The organism is Bacillus sp. KNSH39 (assembly GCF_052656585.1).
The window spans coordinates 3358932-3377773 of record NZ_JBQXYO010000001.1; the positions used below are offsets into that span (position 1 = coordinate 3358932).

An 18842-nucleotide genomic window follows, 5' to 3' on the forward strand; every position below is an offset into this window, starting at 1 on the left:
TTGATTAATTCTCTATTTTTCTTTGTTAACCCTTGAGTTACATCGGTTTCTTCCTACCGAACATACAGCTTAAACAAACGTTTGATTAAAAAAATAAGAAGCCTCTTTTGCAGGCTCCTTCATTATCTATTTAAATAATCTGCAATTGTTTGAAATACGACGATATACATATTATGAATACTTTCTTCTGTATTTCCACCATTCGATAAACCAACTGCCCATTGTTGTCCTTCACCACTTCCGATATTCGCAAACCCTTGCGTATACATAGCATTTACATCATTTCGGGCACTGTTATACTCTATCCCTTTTGTAATAAAAATCGAATATGATTTATCTTGTAAACCGATAAAAAACACTGGTTTCTTTAGTGATGAAAATACATTTTTATATTGCTCTGTTGAGGCTTCTTGAAAGTGATCTTTCATTATTAGAAAACCATCTACTTCCTTAGATTTCTTTTCCAGTTCCTCTAACTTCATTTCCTCAAACTTTATATTCCTAAACGTATCTTTCGGTTTTTCTCCAACAACTCCAATTACGAGTGCTCTTCCGTTATATTCTAATTTCTCTCCTTCTTTATCCTTTGCACACCCAGCACCGACTAGGCATATCAATATAAAAAATAAGAAATACGATAAACGCTTCATTTAGCACCCTCCCCTTCTTTTTAGTCAAGTGACAAAAACGTAAGGTTAATTCAAGAAAATGTAAGTAAAATCGATAGCCCAATTCACGTTTCTATATTATAATCAATTGAATTTACTTACATTACTAAACATAGGAGATCAACATGAAGAAATTTAAACTTTCATCTTTTCTTCCGTTAAGTTATATACTTCTACTCGTACTCGTAAGTCCCCTTTACGACGTATTAAATAAATCGACTGTTCACGCAGTAGACGTTACAACTGTAGTAGATGATTGGATTCCATTTGTAAAAGCATTTATTATTCCTTATTTACTTTGGTTTCCATACTTATACGGCGCACTTATTTATTACTGTTTTGCTGACCGAAAGCAATATTATGTTACTTTAAGTAGTGTTATTTTTGGAAAGCTTGCTTGTTTTTCTATTTATTATTTTTGGCAAACAACTGTACCACGTCCGACTGTCGTTGGAACAGATGTATTTTCTGAACTAGTTCGCTATATTTATAGTATCGACCAGCCAGTAAACTGTTTCCCTAGCATTCACGTTCTTACTACATTTGTAATTATGTTAGCTGCCTTTAAGCGTAGAGAACAGCATGTTTTTGAATATTACATCCTTACTTTCTTCGGTACACTTATTATTTTATCAACGCTATTTACGAAGCAGCATGCCTTTGTAGATGCCGTTTCTGGAATGACGCTTGCAAGCATACTTTACTTCGGCGTTCAGCTCTTATTGGCCAAAGAACCAATAAGAGTTCCAGTAAAACAAAATCATAGAATGTAGCATGACAAAAAAGCAGACTGTGGCTTCAGTCTGCTTTTATCTATTATTAAGGAGATTTTCAATTTAAGATTGCGGTACAGTCATATCACCAGAATGAATACGACCTGCTTTTTTAAGAGCAATGTAAAGTATATAAGAAACAGCTACTGGAATGACGATATAAGTAATTACCATCGCCGGGAGAACTTCCCATCCTTGGCTGGAAATTAAATTAATTGGTGCTATAAGAGAACTTAATCCAAGACCTGCAATTTCCTTTCCTGCTTCCAGTTGGAAAATTAATGCTGATACTGGACCGACTATAGCACTGGCGACGACAGTTGGGACGAGAATCATTGGATTTTTAGTGATATTTGGTAACTGTACTTTCGGAGTACAAAGTGCTTGAGCTAATATGCCACCTAAATTGTTTTCTTTTGCTGAGATGACAGAGAATCCGATAAACTGAGCAACGCATCCAGCAAGAGCTGCACCACCTGCAACACCGTCTAAGCTAAGTGCAATTGCTAACGCAGCTGATGAAGCTGGAGAGATAAGTAATAGTCCCCAAACTACTGCAATGACGATAGAAGCGATGAATGGGCTACCAGCTGAGCTATCTTTAATAAACGCTCCAACTGCATTTAAAACAGGAGTAATATTATGAGATAACCAAATGCCTACTAAACCAGAACCTAATATGGCCGCAAATGGAACGAGCATCATATCTAACGCAGTTTTTCCGCTTAAACGTTTACCAATATATACAGCTAAAGTTGCTGTTAATAATGCACCGATTGGCTCACCTGTTTTAATAATTAGACCAGCTTCAGTAATCGAAATGGATCCGGCACCAATCGCTCCGGCTACCATCGCCGAGAAGATTACAAGACCGTTTGCACCGAGCATAAAAGCAATTCCAGCACCAATTGCCGGTGCCATTAGTGATTTTGCAACAACTCCGATTGTAATAAGTAATGGTATATCAACAATTCTTCCTATATTTTCGATCAGTAAACCAATTCCGAGGGATACGAAAATACCTTGTGCGATTCCAGCAGATGCTTTAAATACACGAGACATTATATATTCCTTCATTTGTTTCACCTTCTCCTATAAGTTAGTAACCAATTGTTTTCATATAATCACGTAAAATATCGTTTGATTTTGCGAATCGAGATTCTTCATCCTCTGTTAAATTGAGTTCTACAACTTCTCTTATACCGTCTCTAGTAATAATAGCTGGTACTCCTGTACAAATATCATATTCACCGTACTCACCATCTAAAATGGCTGATACAGCAATGACACGGTGATCATCATTAAAGATTGAACTCGCAATATATGCTAGAGAATTTCCAATCCCGTAATAAGTAGTTCCTTTACGTTTATAAATTTCCCAGCCAGCTTTTGCAGTCTTCTCAACAATTTCATCTAAATCTATTTCACCAAATCGCTCTTTTTGTTCTTCTAAAATTTGCAGAATTGGCTTTCCACCAACAGTTACATGAGACCAAGCAACCATTTGAGAATCACCATGTTCTCCTAATGAATACCCATGAATACTACGAGGATCTACATGTAGCATTTCAGATAAAATTGTTCTTAAGCGAGAAGAATCTAGTGATGTACCAGTACCGATTACGCGATTTCTAGGTAATCCAGATAATTTCCACACTTGATATGTAATAATATCAACTGGGTTCGATGCAAGTAAGAAAATACCATCAAATCCACTTGCCATTACACCACCAACAACACTTTCCATAATCTTCGCACTCGCTCCTAAAGTATCTAAGCGACTTTGCCCTGGTTTTGGTGCTGGCCCTGCTGTAATAATGACAATGTCCATATCTTTGCAGTCTTCATAGCTTCCTGCATATACTTTTGTTCTTGTATTTGTAAAGTTAATGCAATGTGATAAATCCATTGCTTCCCCAACTGCACGTTCATGATTTATATCAATTAATAATAGCTCTTCGCAAATCCCTTGATTTACAATGGAATACGCACAACTTGATCCAACTAATCCAGTACCGATAATTGCAATTTTTCTTGTATGTCTTTTCATAGCAATCTCTCCTAATTGATCATATAATCTATTTCTTTTGTTCTTTACATTCTTAATTATAGAGGTTCCCACGATAGAAACCATGGATACTTTGTGAAATATTGAACAAAGTTTTTGTCCTTTTTGTGAATTGTCATATTCCATTTTCGTCATATTTGTTACAACTGGAAAAATATTTATTATGTATTTATTGACATATACAAAAAGAAAACGAGCGAATAAATTCGCTCGTTTTCTTTTTCCTGTTATTCCGCACTTAATTGGCTTTTTAATTGCTGTACAATCATCGGATTAGCAGGTGCTGCCGGTTTGTAATAACTCTTTTGCTTTGCGTACTCATACATATTACGTTGGCGCGCCTCGTCTTGATTACGAATTTGAATTAACGTTTGATGTAACTGTTCATTATCAGACTGAGCAATATAATTTGCATAGCTTGTTAAACTTGCATTTAATCCTGCTAAATAATCATTTACCATATCTTTTTCATTCATTTTCCGCTTCCTCCTATCCTAGGAAAGTCATTAATTGCTGTTTCGTATTTCGTGCATCTTGCGCATCTTTTTGTAGCATTTGTTTCAGTTGTGGATCTGTACACGTCTGTGCATACTGCTCCAACTTGTTAATAATTGTTGCGTGTCCACCAATTAAATGACGTAAGTTTTCTACTTCAAGCTCTGTTAAATTTTGCATGGAATACTCCTACCTTTCTTTATTCGTTCACTGTTAGTATTTAGCTATTTTTTGATTGTATACATGAATTAACTTTTTCACGTGCATACAAAATAAAAGATGAATAGCTAAGCCATTCACCTTTTATACTGGTTATGTATTTATTTTTATAGAGATACAATCATACTTATACTCACAAGTAAGTTCCATACAATGTGTAAAATAATACTAGGTATAATAGATTGCGTCTTTTTGTATAACATTGCAAATACCATTCCCATAATCGTTGCTGTAATTAGAAGCCCCCCATGAAGAAGTCCAAAAATGAAGGAAGAGATAATGATACTAACTAAAAAATTATATTTCTTTTCTAAAAATCGATATAAAATACCTCGAAATAGAATTTCTTCTTTAACCGGCGTAATGATAGCAATACTTAACACATATATAATACTTTGTATGTTATTTTGAAGTCCTAAACCTCCTAATTGTTCCTTTTGTTCTGCTGCACTTTCAAAACTAAACACATGTAACATTAAATATTGTGATACTGCAATGATAATAAAACCAATTAATAGATATAAATATGTCTTCCCATTCTTCAAAACGGATACATCCCAAATGTATTTAATAAAATGAAGAACTGGTTTATAAGCTAATAAAACGATAGCAACAACAATTGCATCGAATAAGAGTAAGTAATATCCTTCTAATTTAGTACTTAATGCTTCTTCTCCATAAATCTCAAAGGCTAAACCAAGAAATAATCCTCCTAGGAGTGAAATCCCTATAATCATTGCTATCATTACAAATAGATTTTTATATGTTATATTCTCGATTTTTCTTTCCACATTATACGCCTCTAACACTGTTTTACCCACAGTATCCCTCCAGTTATTCTCATTTATCTCATTAAAATCCTTTAATTTAAATATAAAGATAATATAACAAATTTTTCAAAAAGAATAACATGCAATTTTACATATCATGAAAGCTTTGTATTATATAGTTTTTGGAATTAGATTACTATATAATAATTATTAGATGAAATTCCAAAAATTTCTTATCTATCCACCATAACCCTCGCATCATATAAATTTTATTAGTTAAAGGAGCAATGAACATGAAAACACATGACTTCCTTACAGAAATCCAGAAGGGCTCTGAGCCTAGTCCATCTCAAGATCCTACCGTATTCAGTTTCGTTTGCTTTTTCTTAGCCATATACACATTTTTCAAACCTGTAAAATAATATCATGTAATGAGAAAAAGCCTACCGCTCTTTTCGAATTATATGCACTAAAAAACCTTAGAATCACTTCTAAGGTTTTTGTTTGCCTCGCTTCTTATTCACGTAACCCTTTAATAAACGTTTCCAACAATACATGTAAACTTATATCTAAATCTAACGGCAAACCAAATCCGCCCTGTTGTTCAATCGAAGCAAATCCATGACAAATACTTCTGAATCCGCGTGTCGCATGAAGTGCATTCTCTCCTTCTAAGCCATACTGTTGTAAAACCTGAAGACAAAGCTTTACAATTCCGTCACCTGCTTTTCTTACTTCTTCATCTCGTAAAAAAGTTGCTTCATATAGTCCAGGATGTTTTCGGACAAATGCTACATACGCTTCTCCTAAAGCATGAATTGCTTCATCCATCCGTTTATCCTCGGCAGCTTCTTCTAGTCTGTTATGCAGCTTTTTGATTCCGTAAATGCCAAGATTTTTCCGTACATCTTGTAACCCTTTTACATGATTATATAGTGAGGGCGAACGTACCCCTAACGTTTGCGCTAATGAAGCTAACGTTACTTCTTGTACTCCATTTGCATCTGCAATTTCTGCTGCTGTTTCTACAATTTTTTGTAATGTAAGTCCGATTCTCGGTGACATCAATTAACCCTCTTTTCTACTTTCTATATTCCGCTTCGCTTCTTTAATAGCAAGCTCTATGAAAGCCACTGGATCGTTTATCATTTTTCCATGTCCTGCCGCAAGCAAGGAAGGCTCATATTCTCTTAACTTCTGTGCACTTTGTAATGATATTTCTTTGCTCCACGTTGCCATCGCCGGAAACGGAAACCAAAATTTCATTTGTCCTGAAACGGCCATACCTCCTCTTGTTTGGAATGCATCTCCGACAATAAGAGCTTTATTTCTTACATCAAGAAACGACATGGAGCCTGGCGTATGTCCCGGTGTCATAATCGCAAGAAGCGATCCAACTCGGTCGCCATCTTCTAATAAAATATCAGGTACCGTTTTTATCTTTTTAGGTACACCGCCTTTTATCGGTATATTCGGTTCATCCTTTTGTAACGTCGTATCTCCTTCTAACAGCTTTCCGTCCCGCTTAGAAATATAGACTGGAACATGAGGAAGTACTTCTTTTAATGCGTCTAATGCACCGATGTGATCATCATGCGCATGTGTTAATACAATCTTAGTAATTGGTTTTCCTATTTTCTCAGCCGCCTGTAAAATACCTTTTGCGCTATATGGCAAAGCCGCATCAATTAAAGTTAAACCAGCTTCTTCCTCCACAAAGTAACAATTCACAGGAAACACTCTTGGCAAAAATGACAATTGATATACCGTTTTTTCATGTATCATCCTCATAGTCCCATCTCCCTTTTCACAAAAACTAATACCATTAGTTTTATTATACTAATGGTATTAGTTTTATGTCACTAAAAAAATTTTTTTTCAAAAAAAGAACAGTAGCCGTATAAACAACTACTGTTCTTTAAAGATATTAAACTGTGTAACGCTCATCTTCTAAAATTTTCGCAGCGATTTCACGTTTCTTCGGAATTACGTTAAGTGGTGTGTGGCGAGTTAATTTACGTAATGATGATAACATCATGCGCAGCATGTCGCCGTTTTCAACTGCGATAAGTGTTTCTTTCGCATCTGCTTCGATTTCGTTAAATGCTTCTTGGCAGAATACTTCAGTGTATAACACTTTTTGTTTATTCTTTTCAAGACCAGTTGTTTTGATTGCTTTTTCTGTACGAAGAACAGCTGATTCCATTGCGTATAGATTGCTTACGATGTCAGCGATATTTACCAGAATTTCTTGCTCTTTATCTAATGCTTTACCGTATTTTTGAGCCGCTAATCCAGCTACCATTAAACCGATTTTCTTCGCATTAGTTACTAAATACTTTTGAAGTGCTAATGGCTCATCGCCTACTTCTTCTGGCATCATCATCATTAACTCTTCTTGTAATTTTTGTGCTTTTTGAAGAAGTGGTAATTCACCTTTCATCGCTTTACGTAAGAACGTACCTGGTACGATTAGGCGGTTAATTTCGTTCGTTCCTTCGAAAATACGGTTAATACGAGAATCACGGTACATTCTTTCAATCTCGTACTCTGCCATAAATCCGTAACCACCGTGAATTTGAACACCTTCATCTACTGTATAGTCTAATACTTCAGAACCGAATACTTTGTTTAAAGAGCACTCGATTGCATATTCAGCGATAGAAGCTGCTACTGCTTTACCATCTTTTACTTCTTCTTCAGATAATGTGCTCATGCGGCTTTCGAATAAACCTACTGTACGATATACAGAGCTTTCAGCTGCATATGTTTTTGCTGCCATATTCGCAAGTTTCTCTTGAATTAATGGGAAGCGAGCGATTGGTTGTTTGAACTGTTGACGTTGGTTTGCATATTGTGCTGAAATTTCTACTGCACGTTTCGCAGATCCAACTGTACCAACACCTAATTTATAACGACCGATATTTAAAATGTTGAATGCGATAATATGACCTTTACCGATTTCACCAAGTAAGTTTTCTTTCGGTACTAACGCATCTTCTAAAATTAACGTACGAGTTGAAGAACATTTAATACCCATTTTCTTTTCTTCTGGGCTTGTAGATACGCCAGCGTAGTCTTTCTCTACGATAAATGCTGAGAAGTGCTCTCCATCGATTTTTGCATATACAACGAATACGTCAGCGAATGCAGAGTTTGTAATCCACTGTTTTTCACCGTTTAATACGTAATGTGTACCTTCTGCATTTAAACGTGCAGTTGTTTTTGCTCCTAATGCGTCAGATCCTGAACCTGGCTCAGTTAATGCGTATGCAGCTAATTTTTCACCAGTTGCAAGTAATGGTAAATACTTTTTCTTTTGCTCTTCGTTACCGAATAATACGATTGGTAAAGATCCGATACCTACGTGAGCACCGTGAGTAATTGCAAAGCCACCAGCGCGAGAGAATTTCTCTGCGATTAACGCTGAGCTTACTTTATCAAGACCAATTCCGCCGTACTCTTCTGGTACGTCAGCGCCTAATAAACCAAGTTCCCCAGCTTCTTTTAAAAGACGAACTGAACGATCAAACTCATGTTGCTCTAAATATTCAAGCTCTGGAAGAACTTCATTTACAATAAAGTCCTCTGTCGTTTTTGCAATCATTTTATGCTCAGATGAAAAATCTTCTGGCGTAAACACTTGATCAATCGTAATCTCATCTACTAAAAAGCTACCGCCTTTAACCGCATTTCCTACTGTTTTTTCCATGAAAATTTCCTCCTTCATATTTTCATGAGCCGCCTCTCTCTTTTTGAAAGAAGCTGGCTCTCCCTTTTTTTATAAACCTTTGTTGCTTCCATTCTTTGCTTTAGCGTCGTCTCGTTCTGAACGAGCCGCTTCCACTTTTTATAGTAATTCAAATACTCCCGCTGCTCCCATTCCGCCGCCGATACACATTGTTACGATACCGAATTGTTCGTTGCGGCGTTTCATTTCGTGAATAAGAGATAGTGTTAGTTTTGCCCCTGTACAGCCAAGTGGATGTCCAAGTGCGATTGCACCACCGTTTACGTTTACTTTTTCTTCATCTAAACCAAGTTCACGAATAACTTGAATTGATTGAGAAGCGAATGCTTCATTTAGTTCAAATAAGCCAATATCAGATAGCTCTAAGCCAGCTAGTTTTAGCGCTTTTGGAATTGCAGCGATTGGGCCGATTCCCATTACTTCTGGTGGTACGCCAGCTACTGCAAATGAACGGAATTTCGCAAGTGGCTTCATGCCATCGCTCACTGCTTTTTCGCGATCCATTAATAGTACAGATGCTGCACCGTCACTCATTTGTGAAGAGTTACCAGCTGTTACAGAACCGCGAACGTTAAATGCTGGACGTAATTTCCCTAAAATGTCTAGCGTCGTCTCTGCTCTTACACCTTCGTCTTGTGCGAAAGTGATTGTTTCTTCTTGCAGTTTATTGTTTGATCCAACCGAGCGTAACGTTACATCTACAGGTACTGTTTCATCAGCAAAGTTTCCTGCAGCTAATGCTTTCGCAGCACGTTGATGACTTCTTACTGCAAATGCATCTTGCTCTTCACGAGAAATTCCATATTTCACAGCAACTTGCTCTGCTGTATGTCCCATACCCATATAATATTCCGGAGCCGCTTCTACAAGGCGACTATTCGGACGAACAACGTGTCCCATCATTGGAACTAAACTCATTGATTCCGCTCCGCCTGATAATACAGCTTCAGAGTGACCAAGCATAATGCGCTCTGCTCCGTAAGCGATACTTTGTAAACCAGAAGAACAGTAACGGTTAATTGTAATAGCTGGAACATCGTAAGAAAGTCCTGCTAGTCCGCCGATATTACGAGCCATATTTAAACCTTGTTCTGCTTCTGGCATCGCACAACCGAAAATTAAATCATCGATTGGTCCTTCATAATTTGCACGCTTTAACGTTTCCTTTACTACTAACGCCCCTAGATCGTCAGGACGAACTGTTTTTAATGAACCCCTCTTTGCTTTTCCAATTGGTGTTCTTGCTCCCGCAACAATGACAGCTTCTCTCATGAACGATATCTCCCCTCGTTATTAGTTACGTAATGGCTTTCCTTTTACAAGCATGTGCTGCATTCTTGCTTGTGATTTCATCTCACTTACTAAGCTAATAAATGCTTCACGTTCTACATCTAATAAATATTGCTCATCAACTTCTGTTCCGTACGGTACTTTTCCGCCCGCAATGACATATGCAAGTTTCTTCGCAATGTGAAGGTCATACTCTGAAATGTAACCAGATAAATGCATTGCTTCTGCACCAAGTGCAAGAGTTGCATATCCTGTTTCCCCAACAACTGGTATCTTTTTGCGGATTGGCGCTTTGTAACCAGCTTCATATAAAGCAAGTGCTTTCTGTTTCGCATCGTATAGTAAGTGATCACCATTCACACTAATACCATCTTTATCACCTAAGAAGTTATGAGAAACTGCTTCTTGTCCTGAAGTTGAAACTTTCGCCATTGCGACTGTTTCGAACACTTTATTTGCAACTTTTTGCAGATCAAACTCTACACCGTTTGCCATTTTGTTTAAGTGTTTAATGTATAGCTCTTTATTACCGCCTCCGCCAGGGATTAAGCCAACACCAACTTCTACTAAGCCCATATACGTTTCACTAGAAGCTTGAATGCTCGCTGCTGGTAAGCAAACTTCTGTACCTCCGCCAAGCGTCATACCATATGGTGCTGCTACAACTGGCTTAGAAGAGTACTTAATTTTCGTCATTGCATCTTGGAAGTTTTTCACAACTAACTCAATTTCAAAGTAGTTGTCGTCTTGTGCTTCCATTAAGATCATTGCTAGGTTCGCACCAACGCAGAAGTTCTTCGATTGGTTACCGATAACAAGACCTTTATAATTCTTTTCTACTTCATCAACAGCGTAGTTAATCATTTGCGTAATATCCATACCGATTGCATTGCTCTTCGAATGGAACTCTAAGCAAAGGATGCCGTCGCCTAAATCAATTAAGCTCGCTCCGCTATTTTTCTTTAATACACCATTTTTCGCTTTTAATTGCTTAAGAGAAATTGCTTTTTTATTACGCTCGATTAGCTTATATTCGCCATTATCGTAATAGTAGCTATCGCCGTTATCATGTTTATAGAAAGTAGTGAAACCTTTCTCTAACATTTCTTTCACCCAAGTAGGAACAACTACGCCGTTTTCTTCCATCTTTTGAACAGATTTTTCAACGCCGATTGCATCCCACACTTCAAATGGCCCTTGCTCCCATCCAAAGCCCCACTTCATCGCTTGGTCAATTGCAACGATATCGTCAGCAATTTCTTTATGAAGTTTTGCAGAGTATAAAAGAGTTGGTGTAATGATGTTCCATAATAACTCTCCTGCACGGTCTTTTGCGTATACAAGCGCTTTCAATTTATTCGCTAATCCTTTTTCTTGTTTACTTAACTCTACGGATGCAGCTTTTAATTTTTTACGCGCTTCGTATTCCATCGTTTCAGGATTTAATTCTAAAATTTCTTTTCCTTGTTTTAAGAAGAAGCCTTGACCCGTTTTACTTCCAAGCCATTTTTTCTCCAGCATGTCATGCATGAAAGCTGGTACTTTAAATACATCACGCTCTTCTTCTTGCACATTTTCATATACGTTATTTGCAACGTGTACGAATGTATCTAAACCGACAACATCTAATGTGCGGAACGTTGCGCTCTTCGGACGACCAATAAGTGGGCCTGTTACAGAATCAACTTCCCCAATGCTATAGCCGCGTTTTACCATCTCTTGAAGAGTAACAAGTAAACCGTACGTACCGATGCGGTTTCCAATAAAGTTTGGTGTATCTTTTGCGATAACAACGCCTTTTCCAAGAACGTCTTCGCCAAATAGTTTCATGAAGCTTAATACTTGTGGATCTGTTTCTTTCGTCGGTATTACCTCTAGAAGTTTTAAATATCGTGGTGGGTTAAAAAAGTGTGTGCCTAAGAAGTGTTTCTGGAAGTCGTCTGAACGACCTTCTGCCATTTTTTCAACTGAAATACCTGACGTATTCGAGCTTACGATAGAACCCGGTTTACGAACCGCATCTACTTTTTCAAATAGTTTCTTTTTAATATCTAAGTTTTCAACTACTACTTCAATAATCCAATCTACATCAGCTAGACGCTCAAGGTCATCTTCTAAATTACCTGCTTCAATCAGTGCTAAATTTCCTTTCACTGTCAGAGGAGCTGGTTTTTGCTTTAATAGTTTTTGCACAGCCGTATTACTAAAACGATTTCTCACACTTTTATGTTCTAATGTAAGTCCCTTCGCTTCTTCTTCTTTCGTAAGCGCAGGTGGTACAATATCAAGCAATAATGTCGGAATACCAATATTAGCTAAGTGTGCCGCAATTCCCGAACCCATTACGCCTGAACCTAGAACAGCAGCCTTTTTAATTTGGAACATCCAATTCTCCCCCTATTCTTGAATGAATGCTCATTCAATTTTTCGACATAAGTCGCAATCAATGAGTGAGCCTCTACTAATAAATATATGATACTGTTTAAATTTTCGCAATATATTTATTGATAAAATTTTCTGAAATAAATATTTTTCTTTCATTTGGCTATGCTATACATGTGTATTTTCTTTGTTTAAATGCACTTTTCCTTTTTATAATCTGACGAAACTGGAGGAATATATATGGCAAAACTTAAGAAGAACCCTTCAAAGGCTGGAATTAGTGCAGCTAGTGTAACTGGAAACGCAGGTCCACATAATCACGGTGTTGAAAAAGGACGCCAAGGTAATAACCAACAATATAAAAAGCATAATATGGGCGAAAAATAACGCTATATTTTTGGGCAGAGAACGTGGCATAATGATTAATGGCTGCTTTTTCTGCCCAATTTATTTGTAACAAATGAGGGAATTATAATGAAACGAACAATAGTTATGATTGTAATGATTGCCACACTATTTACAGGGATGATTTTCTTCTCTTATGCACAAAGGCAACAAGCTGTAAGAGCTGATCAACCTAATATTACTGGGCAATATGGAGTTACAATCGATGCAGACACAGGTGAAGTTTTGTATGGAAAACGCGAAGACGAACGCTCTTATCCGGCTAGTATAGCCAAAATGATGACAACCCTTCTTTTACTAGAGAATGTAAAAGAAGATGAAGAAATTACAGTTACAGAAAACGCAATTAAAACAGAAAGTCAAAGTAAGAAAATTAAACTTCGTGCTGGGGAAAAGTTAAAACGTGATGAGGCATTAAAACTGATGCTTATCATTAGTGCAGATCCAATAGCTGAATCCATCGCAGAACATATTGCAGGATCAAAAAATGAATTTGTGAAAATGATGAATGCTAGAGCGAAGGAACTCGGTACAAAGCATGCGACTTTCAAGAACGCAAGTGGTGCTGATGCACTTGGAAATAAAGTATCGCCATATGACATTGCTATTATTACGAAAGAAGCATTAAAGTATCCAGTTGTTTTAGAATATATGAATTCAACACGTACAACTCTACATACTTCAGAACGCTCTCCAAACATCGCAAACTACGGACGAGAAGAACTATATGACGATCCATATGCGATTGGAAGTAAAAGCGGTCTATCAGCACTTGGCAAATATACAGTCGTAACAGTGGATGAAAAAGACGGTAAACGCGTCATTAACGTCGTATTATCTTCTACTCGCGCGCAACTATATCCTGATACGAAGAAAATGGCACATTATGCATTTCAGCAATTAAAATAACCAAGGAGTATTTTCTCCTTGGTTATTTTTTAACCATACCTTTTAATACGAACGCAACGTTTGCTGGACGCTCTGCTAGACGGCGCATGAAATATCCATACCAATCGTTTCCATAAGGTACGTAAACACGCATTTTGTAACCTTCTTTTACTAGCTCAAGTTGACGCTCATTACGAATACCATATAACATTTGGAATTCAAATTGATCCCTTGGAATATTATGTTCTTCAGCAAGTTTTTTTGTATATTCAATAATTGCTTCGTCATGTGAAGCAATTGCAGTATAATTTCCATTTAATAAGTGCATTTTAATAATCTTTTTATAATTGTCATCTACATCTTTCTTGTCCGGGAACGCCACTTCTTCAGGTTCTTTATAAGCTCCTTTTACAAGACGTAAATTAGGTTTATAAGCATTTAAATCCTCAATATCTTTTTCTGTACGATATAGGTAAGCTTGAATAACAGTACCAATATTATCGTACTCAGATTTTAATTGTTTAAAGATATCAATTGTTTTACCGCAGCGTGTATAATCTTCCATATCAATTGTAACGAACACACCATTTTCTTTTGCAGCTTCTAAAATACGGCGCATATTGTTCATTACGATTTCATCAGAGATATCTAATCCCATAGAAGTCATCTTTAAAGAAAGCTGCGAATCAAGACCTTCTCTTCCAATTGCACGGATCGCTTCAATCGATTGGTTAGCCATTTCATTTGCTTCCGCTTCATTATCAACGAATTCACCTAAATAATCGATTGTTACACAAAGACCTTGCTTATTTAATTGTTGAATGGCAGCTGTCGCTAATTCAATCGTCTCCCCTGCGACGAAGCGACCTGCACCAAAGCGTAAACCGTACTTTTTAGCCAGTTTTGTTAGCGCTTTATTTTTAGATAAGAAAAGAAACGAATTTCGCATTAATTGTTCCATGTAATTCACCCCTATGACTGTAATTTATCTGTTTTTTACCCCTCTTCAAAATTATATCATTGTTTAAAATTATTGGATACAAATAATTATTTAGATAATTTATAAAATACTATAAAAACATTTAAAAACCTATATTTCTGCTTATAAATATACCCGAAATATTTTTCGACATTTAGAAAAATGGAGTTTAATAGGCATAAAATAGGCATGTCGAAAATATTCGACATGCCTATAAAATCCTTTATATTCCATGTAAATTATATAAGGATATTAATACAGAAAACTTGCGATTATATTTACCTCAAGTTTTTTTATTGCTCATTTCGCTTCTCTTCATTCAGCCTTTTAATATCTGTAATTAACTGTACCATCTCTTCTTTCGCATCTGGATAAGTTTCATTCCAATGCTTTACTAAAGCTGGCATCGTCTTAGCTATGTAAGAATACAGTGCCCACTTCTGTACCTGTTCTTTTCTCTCTTCATTGCTCTCTCCAAGTAACAGCTCAGTATATTTCTCCAGTAAACCATCAAACTGCTCGTTAAACTTTTCACTCATTTTATTTACCTCCTATATGAAAAAAGCAGCGAAGATCGCTGCTTTTTCTTATAATTTTGATCGAACAGAGTTTAATTTTTTCTCCATTGTGCTTACTTTATCACGACGATCATCAATACGAATAGTTGTTGCAACACGCTGTGCACCTTTCGTATATGGAACTTCATGCATTTGTTGTATTACTTCTAGAATGACAGGAAGATCTCCTTCAATAATTGTATTCATCGGTGTTAATTGATACTTCACGCGATCCGCATTTTTCTCTAGCACCTTTTGTACTTCTGCTACATATTCACTAACACTTGGATTACCTGTTCCTACTGGAATAATCGATACATCAACAATTGCCATAGTAGTCTTCCTCCTATAATCGTTTCTTATATATCCATTGTCTATTTTACCGAAATCCTCATCATTTTACTAATATGTTACTCTTCCACTTTAAACTGCTCGACTAATCTTTCTAAATCTCTCATATGTTCTGTCAAACTTTCCATCGTGTGAGCTACCTTTTCTAAATGATTCACCTGTGATTCCGTTGCAGCATGTACCTCTTCAGAAACAGCTGCACTTTCTTGACTCGTACCAGCAATTGTATGCATTACCGCTGTAATTTCCCCTTGCTCATAACCTATGTTATGTACCTCTTCTACAATTTTTTCAACTGAAGTACTAATCGTATTTACAACTGACATAATTGTACGGAACTCCATTTCCGCCTCTGACGTCACTTTATTTTGCACATCAGCAATGTCTTTCAATTTACTTACAACTTCTACAACCCTTTTTACTTCTAATTGTACATCACCAATCATCATTGTGATTTCTCCGGTTGCCTCTTTTGATTGTTCCGCTAATTTCCGAACCTCTTCAGCAACAACCGCAAATCCCTTACCTTGCTCACCTGCACGGGCAGCTTCAATCGATGCATTTAAAGCAAGTAAATTTGTTTGATCCGAAATACCTTTTATAAGCTCAACAACATTTTGAATCGATCCAACTCTTTGTTCTAACTTATCCGATGCTTCTTCTGTATGAACAACAATCGAAGATGATTGTCCCCTCGTACGGATTAAATTCCTCATTGTATTTAATCCTTGCTTAGATGCCTCTTCCGCTTTGCCAGCCACTCCTTTTATTTCACCAACGGAGCTATTCATTTGTTCTACTGACTCCGCCATATTCTCGAGCTGAGCTGAAACTTCATCCACACTATTCGCAAGAGTAGAAGCTCCTCCGCTCACATCATCCATCGCTCCTGAAACTTCTCTACTAGCCGCTACTGTTTCGTTCGTTAAATAATGTAAACTATTCGTTGATTGTTGCACCGTTGATACGCTGTTTTTAATTTTACTTACCATTTCATTCATTTGTTCAACCATATCATTAAAGTGCTTCGTCAACTCTCCAACTTCATCTTTACTTGTCACTTTCATTCGCAGCGTTAAATCGCCTTCTGCTACTTTTTGCACGTGATTCTTTAATAGTTGCAGTGGTCTTGCTAATCTTCTTGAGAATAAGTAGGAAGCTACGATTCCAACTAATAAACTAATACATGCCATTATAATAACTGTATTTCTCGTACTATTTAATAGCCCATCGATCGTTTCTTTCGGATAAAAGATTCCTATCGTCCATTTCATCGTATCAAATGATTGACTATAAACAACTACATCTTCACCTTTTATTGTAGTGACCGCATATTTTGTTCCCTCTTTATTTAAGCTCTTTATAAGCGGCTCTTTAGAAACATCTTTCCCTATCTTTTCTGGATAAACAAGAGCCATATTTTTATCATTTATAATAAACATTTCTCCGTCATTATTGTATTGAATATTGTGAAGCAACTTCTGAATCGTCCCAAGCGATACATCCATCGCAACAACGCCTAATACAGACCCATCTTGAGCTGTAATTGCTTTAGAAACACCTACACTTAACTTGCCTGTTGCAATTTCATAAGAAGGTTGTCCCCAATGGACCTTTTTTACATCAGCCTCTGAATCTTTATACCATGGTCTTGTCGTTGGATCGTATCCTTCTGGCACTTGCCCACCTTCAGCAAGATTGGCACTTAATGTTTTTTTATCTTTCGTACCAATATATAAATCTAAAATACCAGGATGATTCTTTTTATACTCCGCAAACTCTTTCGTTAAAAACGCTTCCTCTTCCGGAGTAACCCCACCTTGAAGCATATTACGAATCATCTCACTGTTCGCGTAATACCCCATATCTTCATCCGTTCTTTGAACAAATGTCGTAAGTTGCTCTGTCACAAGATCCATCGCATTTTGAGAATACTCGTCTAAGGAGCGCACTTCCTTTTCTTTCTGTAATTGATACACAGCTGTACCCAATATTACGAACATCATAGAAATAAGTACTGAAAACACTACCGCAATTTTTAAACGTAAACTTCTTAACATTTTCCCCCAAGCATCCCCTTCGTATTAAATTAAAATCTTATTAATCATTATATTAAGTATAATAGATAAAATTAAAAAATTGAAATTAATTCTCACCTTAATACAATTAGAAAACGGACTACCACTTGTGCAAAAACAAATAGTTCATTATCCTTAAAATATAATCTCATTCGTTCGGAGGGAACTATGTTACAAAAATTCGGTTTCTCACAATATGAAAGCCAAGCTTATGAAGTTGTCGTATCAAGCAATGAACCATTAGATGCTACAACAATTGTGAAGCATTCAGGTGTTCCAAAAGCAAAAATATATGAAGTACTAGCACGCCTAATCGATAAAGGAATGGTAATGGATTCTGTTTCAGAAAAGAAAAAATTGTATACAGCATTACCACTAAAACTAGCAATTGAAAAATTAACGACAGAATTCCAATCAAATATTAAAGAACTGGAAACAAATATATCAAAAAAATCATTTACAGATGACCGTGTGTGGAGCTTAAAAATGCAATCTTCTATTCGAGTTCAAAGTAAAGAACTCATTGAAAGTGCACAAGAATCAATCCGTATTTCAGCTTGGAATGATACTCTTTTAGAATATCTCCCTTTACTAGAACAAAAAGCAAAACAAGGTGTTCAAATTGAATCCCTTATTGTTGGAGAAGTAGAAACAGACTTAGAAAACATGCATTTTCTAATCCCAGCTGAAGAACCTAATGCATTAGAGCGCTACTTGCTACTTATCGTTGACAATCGTGAAATTTTATTTGCTGGCGTAGAACAAGAGTCATGGCAAGCGATGAAAACAATGTCACAACCTTTCGTAAAGTTCTTTACAGAATTTTTCTATCACGACGTTGCACTTGCAAAGATCACCCAGAAGCACCACGATCTCTTTATGGAAGATGATGAAATTAAGAGTTTGTTGATGAAGTTGAGATACTAATTAAATAATAAAAAGGAGTCTAATTTTTCACTTAGACTCCTTTTCGTTTTGTTCCTTTATCTCCATCAACAGCTCAATGATTTTCTCATTTTGCTCTACCTGTTTCTCTGAATTTTGATAGATGAAACGAATCCATCTAAAAACAATGATAACTACAAATAACGGCAATACTGTGAATATAAAACCAATAATTGAATAATCCATATACTATCACCTCGCTATATACCCTTTTCTCCATTTA

20 protein-coding genes are annotated in these 18842 nt (G+C 36.5%); 4 read left to right on the plus strand and 16 right to left on the minus strand.

Translation table 11 applies throughout. The features are described 5' to 3' along the window. Positions 1-122: 122 nt before the first annotated feature. The gene (locus ACUL40_RS17290; protein ID WP_059304208.1) at positions 123-650 is read right to left on the minus strand and encodes a hypothetical protein; all 528 of its coding nucleotides are present in this window, start codon (positions 648-650) and stop codon (positions 123-125) included. Between the two features lie 143 nt (positions 651-793). Between ACUL40_RS17290 and ACUL40_RS17295 the strand changes: the two genes are divergently transcribed. Further along, positions 794-1441, plus strand: coding sequence for a phosphatase PAP2 family protein (locus tag ACUL40_RS17295; RefSeq protein WP_000713775.1), 648 nt, complete (start codon positions 794-796; stop codon positions 1439-1441). A 63-nt stretch (positions 1442-1504) separates the two neighbouring features. Here the strand turns inward: ACUL40_RS17295 and ACUL40_RS17300 are convergent, their stop codons facing one another. The 10 genes from ACUL40_RS17300 to ACUL40_RS17345 form a co-directional block, all read right to left on the minus strand. Continuing rightward, on the minus strand, positions 1505-2518 hold the full coding sequence (locus tag ACUL40_RS17300; RefSeq protein ID WP_000666172.1) for a PTS transporter subunit IIC: 1014 nt from the start codon (positions 2516-2518) through the stop codon (positions 1505-1507). A 22-nt stretch (positions 2519-2540) separates the two neighbouring features. Then, a complete protein-coding gene (locus ACUL40_RS17305; protein WP_000820649.1) occupies positions 2541-3491 on the minus strand; it encodes an L-lactate dehydrogenase in 951 nt (316 codons plus the stop codon). Between the two features lie 245 nt (positions 3492-3736). Next, entirely contained in the window at positions 3737-3985 is a 249-nt protein-coding gene (locus tag ACUL40_RS17310; RefSeq protein WP_001002981.1) for a spore coat protein, read from the minus strand. Positions 3986-3998: 13 nt separating this feature from the next. Beyond that, positions 3999-4184, minus strand: a complete 186-nt coding sequence (locus ACUL40_RS17315) for a hypothetical protein (RefSeq protein WP_001180555.1) — start codon at positions 4182-4184, stop codon at positions 3999-4001. 146 nt (positions 4185-4330) lie between these two features. Next, positions 4331-5044 (minus strand): CPBP family intramembrane glutamic endopeptidase, encoded by a 714-nt coding sequence (locus ACUL40_RS17320; protein ID WP_025688442.1) that lies wholly within the window; start codon positions 5042-5044, stop codon positions 4331-4333. Between the two features lie 465 nt (positions 5045-5509). After that, on the minus strand, positions 5510-6058 hold the full coding sequence (locus ACUL40_RS17325; protein WP_000074925.1) for a TetR/AcrR family transcriptional regulator: 549 nt from the start codon (positions 6056-6058) through the stop codon (positions 5510-5512). A gap of 3 nt (positions 6059-6061) precedes the next feature. Further along, a complete protein-coding gene (locus ACUL40_RS17330) occupies positions 6062-6784 on the minus strand; it encodes an MBL fold metallo-hydrolase (RefSeq protein WP_445422805.1) in 723 nt (240 codons plus the stop codon). Between the two features lie 136 nt (positions 6785-6920). Further along, a complete protein-coding gene (locus ACUL40_RS17335; RefSeq protein WP_000416291.1) occupies positions 6921-8705 on the minus strand; it encodes an acyl-CoA dehydrogenase family protein in 1785 nt (594 codons plus the stop codon). Between the two features lie 138 nt (positions 8706-8843). Beyond that, positions 8844-10016 (minus strand): acetyl-CoA C-acetyltransferase, encoded by a 1173-nt coding sequence (locus ACUL40_RS17340; protein ID WP_001206324.1) that lies wholly within the window; start codon positions 10014-10016, stop codon positions 8844-8846. 21 nt (positions 10017-10037) lie between these two features. Continuing rightward, positions 10038-12419 carry a 3-hydroxyacyl-CoA dehydrogenase/enoyl-CoA hydratase family protein gene (locus ACUL40_RS17345; protein WP_000486377.1) on the minus strand — a complete coding sequence of 794 codons (2382 nt, stop codon included), beginning with the start codon at positions 12417-12419 and terminating at the stop codon, positions 10038-10040. 237 nt (positions 12420-12656) lie between these two features. On the opposite strand from ACUL40_RS17345, the gene ACUL40_RS17350 reads away from it, so the two are divergent. Together ACUL40_RS17350 and ACUL40_RS17355 are read left to right on the plus strand one after the other, a co-directional pair. Next, entirely contained in the window at positions 12657-12803 is a 147-nt protein-coding gene (locus ACUL40_RS17350) for a YuzL family protein (protein ID WP_001096344.1), read from the plus strand. Between the two features lie 87 nt (positions 12804-12890). After that, on the plus strand, positions 12891-13730 hold the full coding sequence (locus tag ACUL40_RS17355; protein WP_000831462.1) for a D-alanyl-D-alanine carboxypeptidase family protein: 840 nt from the start codon (positions 12891-12893) through the stop codon (positions 13728-13730). A 22-nt stretch (positions 13731-13752) separates the two neighbouring features. On the opposite strand, the gene ACUL40_RS17360 is transcribed toward ACUL40_RS17355, so the two are convergent. The 4 genes from ACUL40_RS17360 to ACUL40_RS17375 all read right to left on the minus strand — a co-directional run bounded on the left by ACUL40_RS17360 (position 13753) and on the right by ACUL40_RS17375 (position 17656). Continuing rightward, the gene (locus ACUL40_RS17360; protein ID WP_000436783.1) at positions 13753-14670 is read right to left on the minus strand and encodes a proline dehydrogenase family protein; all 918 of its coding nucleotides are present in this window, start codon (positions 14668-14670) and stop codon (positions 13753-13755) included. 311 nt (positions 14671-14981) lie between these two features. Next, positions 14982-15227, minus strand: coding sequence for a YusU family protein (locus ACUL40_RS17365; RefSeq protein ID WP_001290594.1), 246 nt, complete (start codon positions 15225-15227; stop codon positions 14982-14984). A 48-nt stretch (positions 15228-15275) separates the two neighbouring features. Beyond that, on the minus strand, positions 15276-15578 hold the full coding sequence (locus ACUL40_RS17370; protein ID WP_001018860.1) for an MTH1187 family thiamine-binding protein: 303 nt from the start codon (positions 15576-15578) through the stop codon (positions 15276-15278). Between the two features lie 77 nt (positions 15579-15655). After that, on the minus strand, positions 15656-17656 hold the full coding sequence (locus ACUL40_RS17375; RefSeq protein WP_000946359.1) for a methyl-accepting chemotaxis protein: 2001 nt from the start codon (positions 17654-17656) through the stop codon (positions 15656-15658). A gap of 186 nt (positions 17657-17842) precedes the next feature. Between ACUL40_RS17375 and ACUL40_RS17380 the strand changes: the two genes are divergently transcribed. Further along, entirely contained in the window at positions 17843-18601 is a 759-nt protein-coding gene (locus ACUL40_RS17380) for a TrmB family transcriptional regulator (protein WP_000939483.1), read from the plus strand. Between the two features lie 27 nt (positions 18602-18628). Here ACUL40_RS17380 and ACUL40_RS17385 read toward each other — a convergent pair whose 3' ends face one another. Beyond that, on the minus strand, positions 18629-18805 hold the full coding sequence (locus ACUL40_RS17385) for a hypothetical protein (protein WP_000386583.1): 177 nt from the start codon (positions 18803-18805) through the stop codon (positions 18629-18631). Positions 18806-18842: the final 37 nt, after the last annotated feature.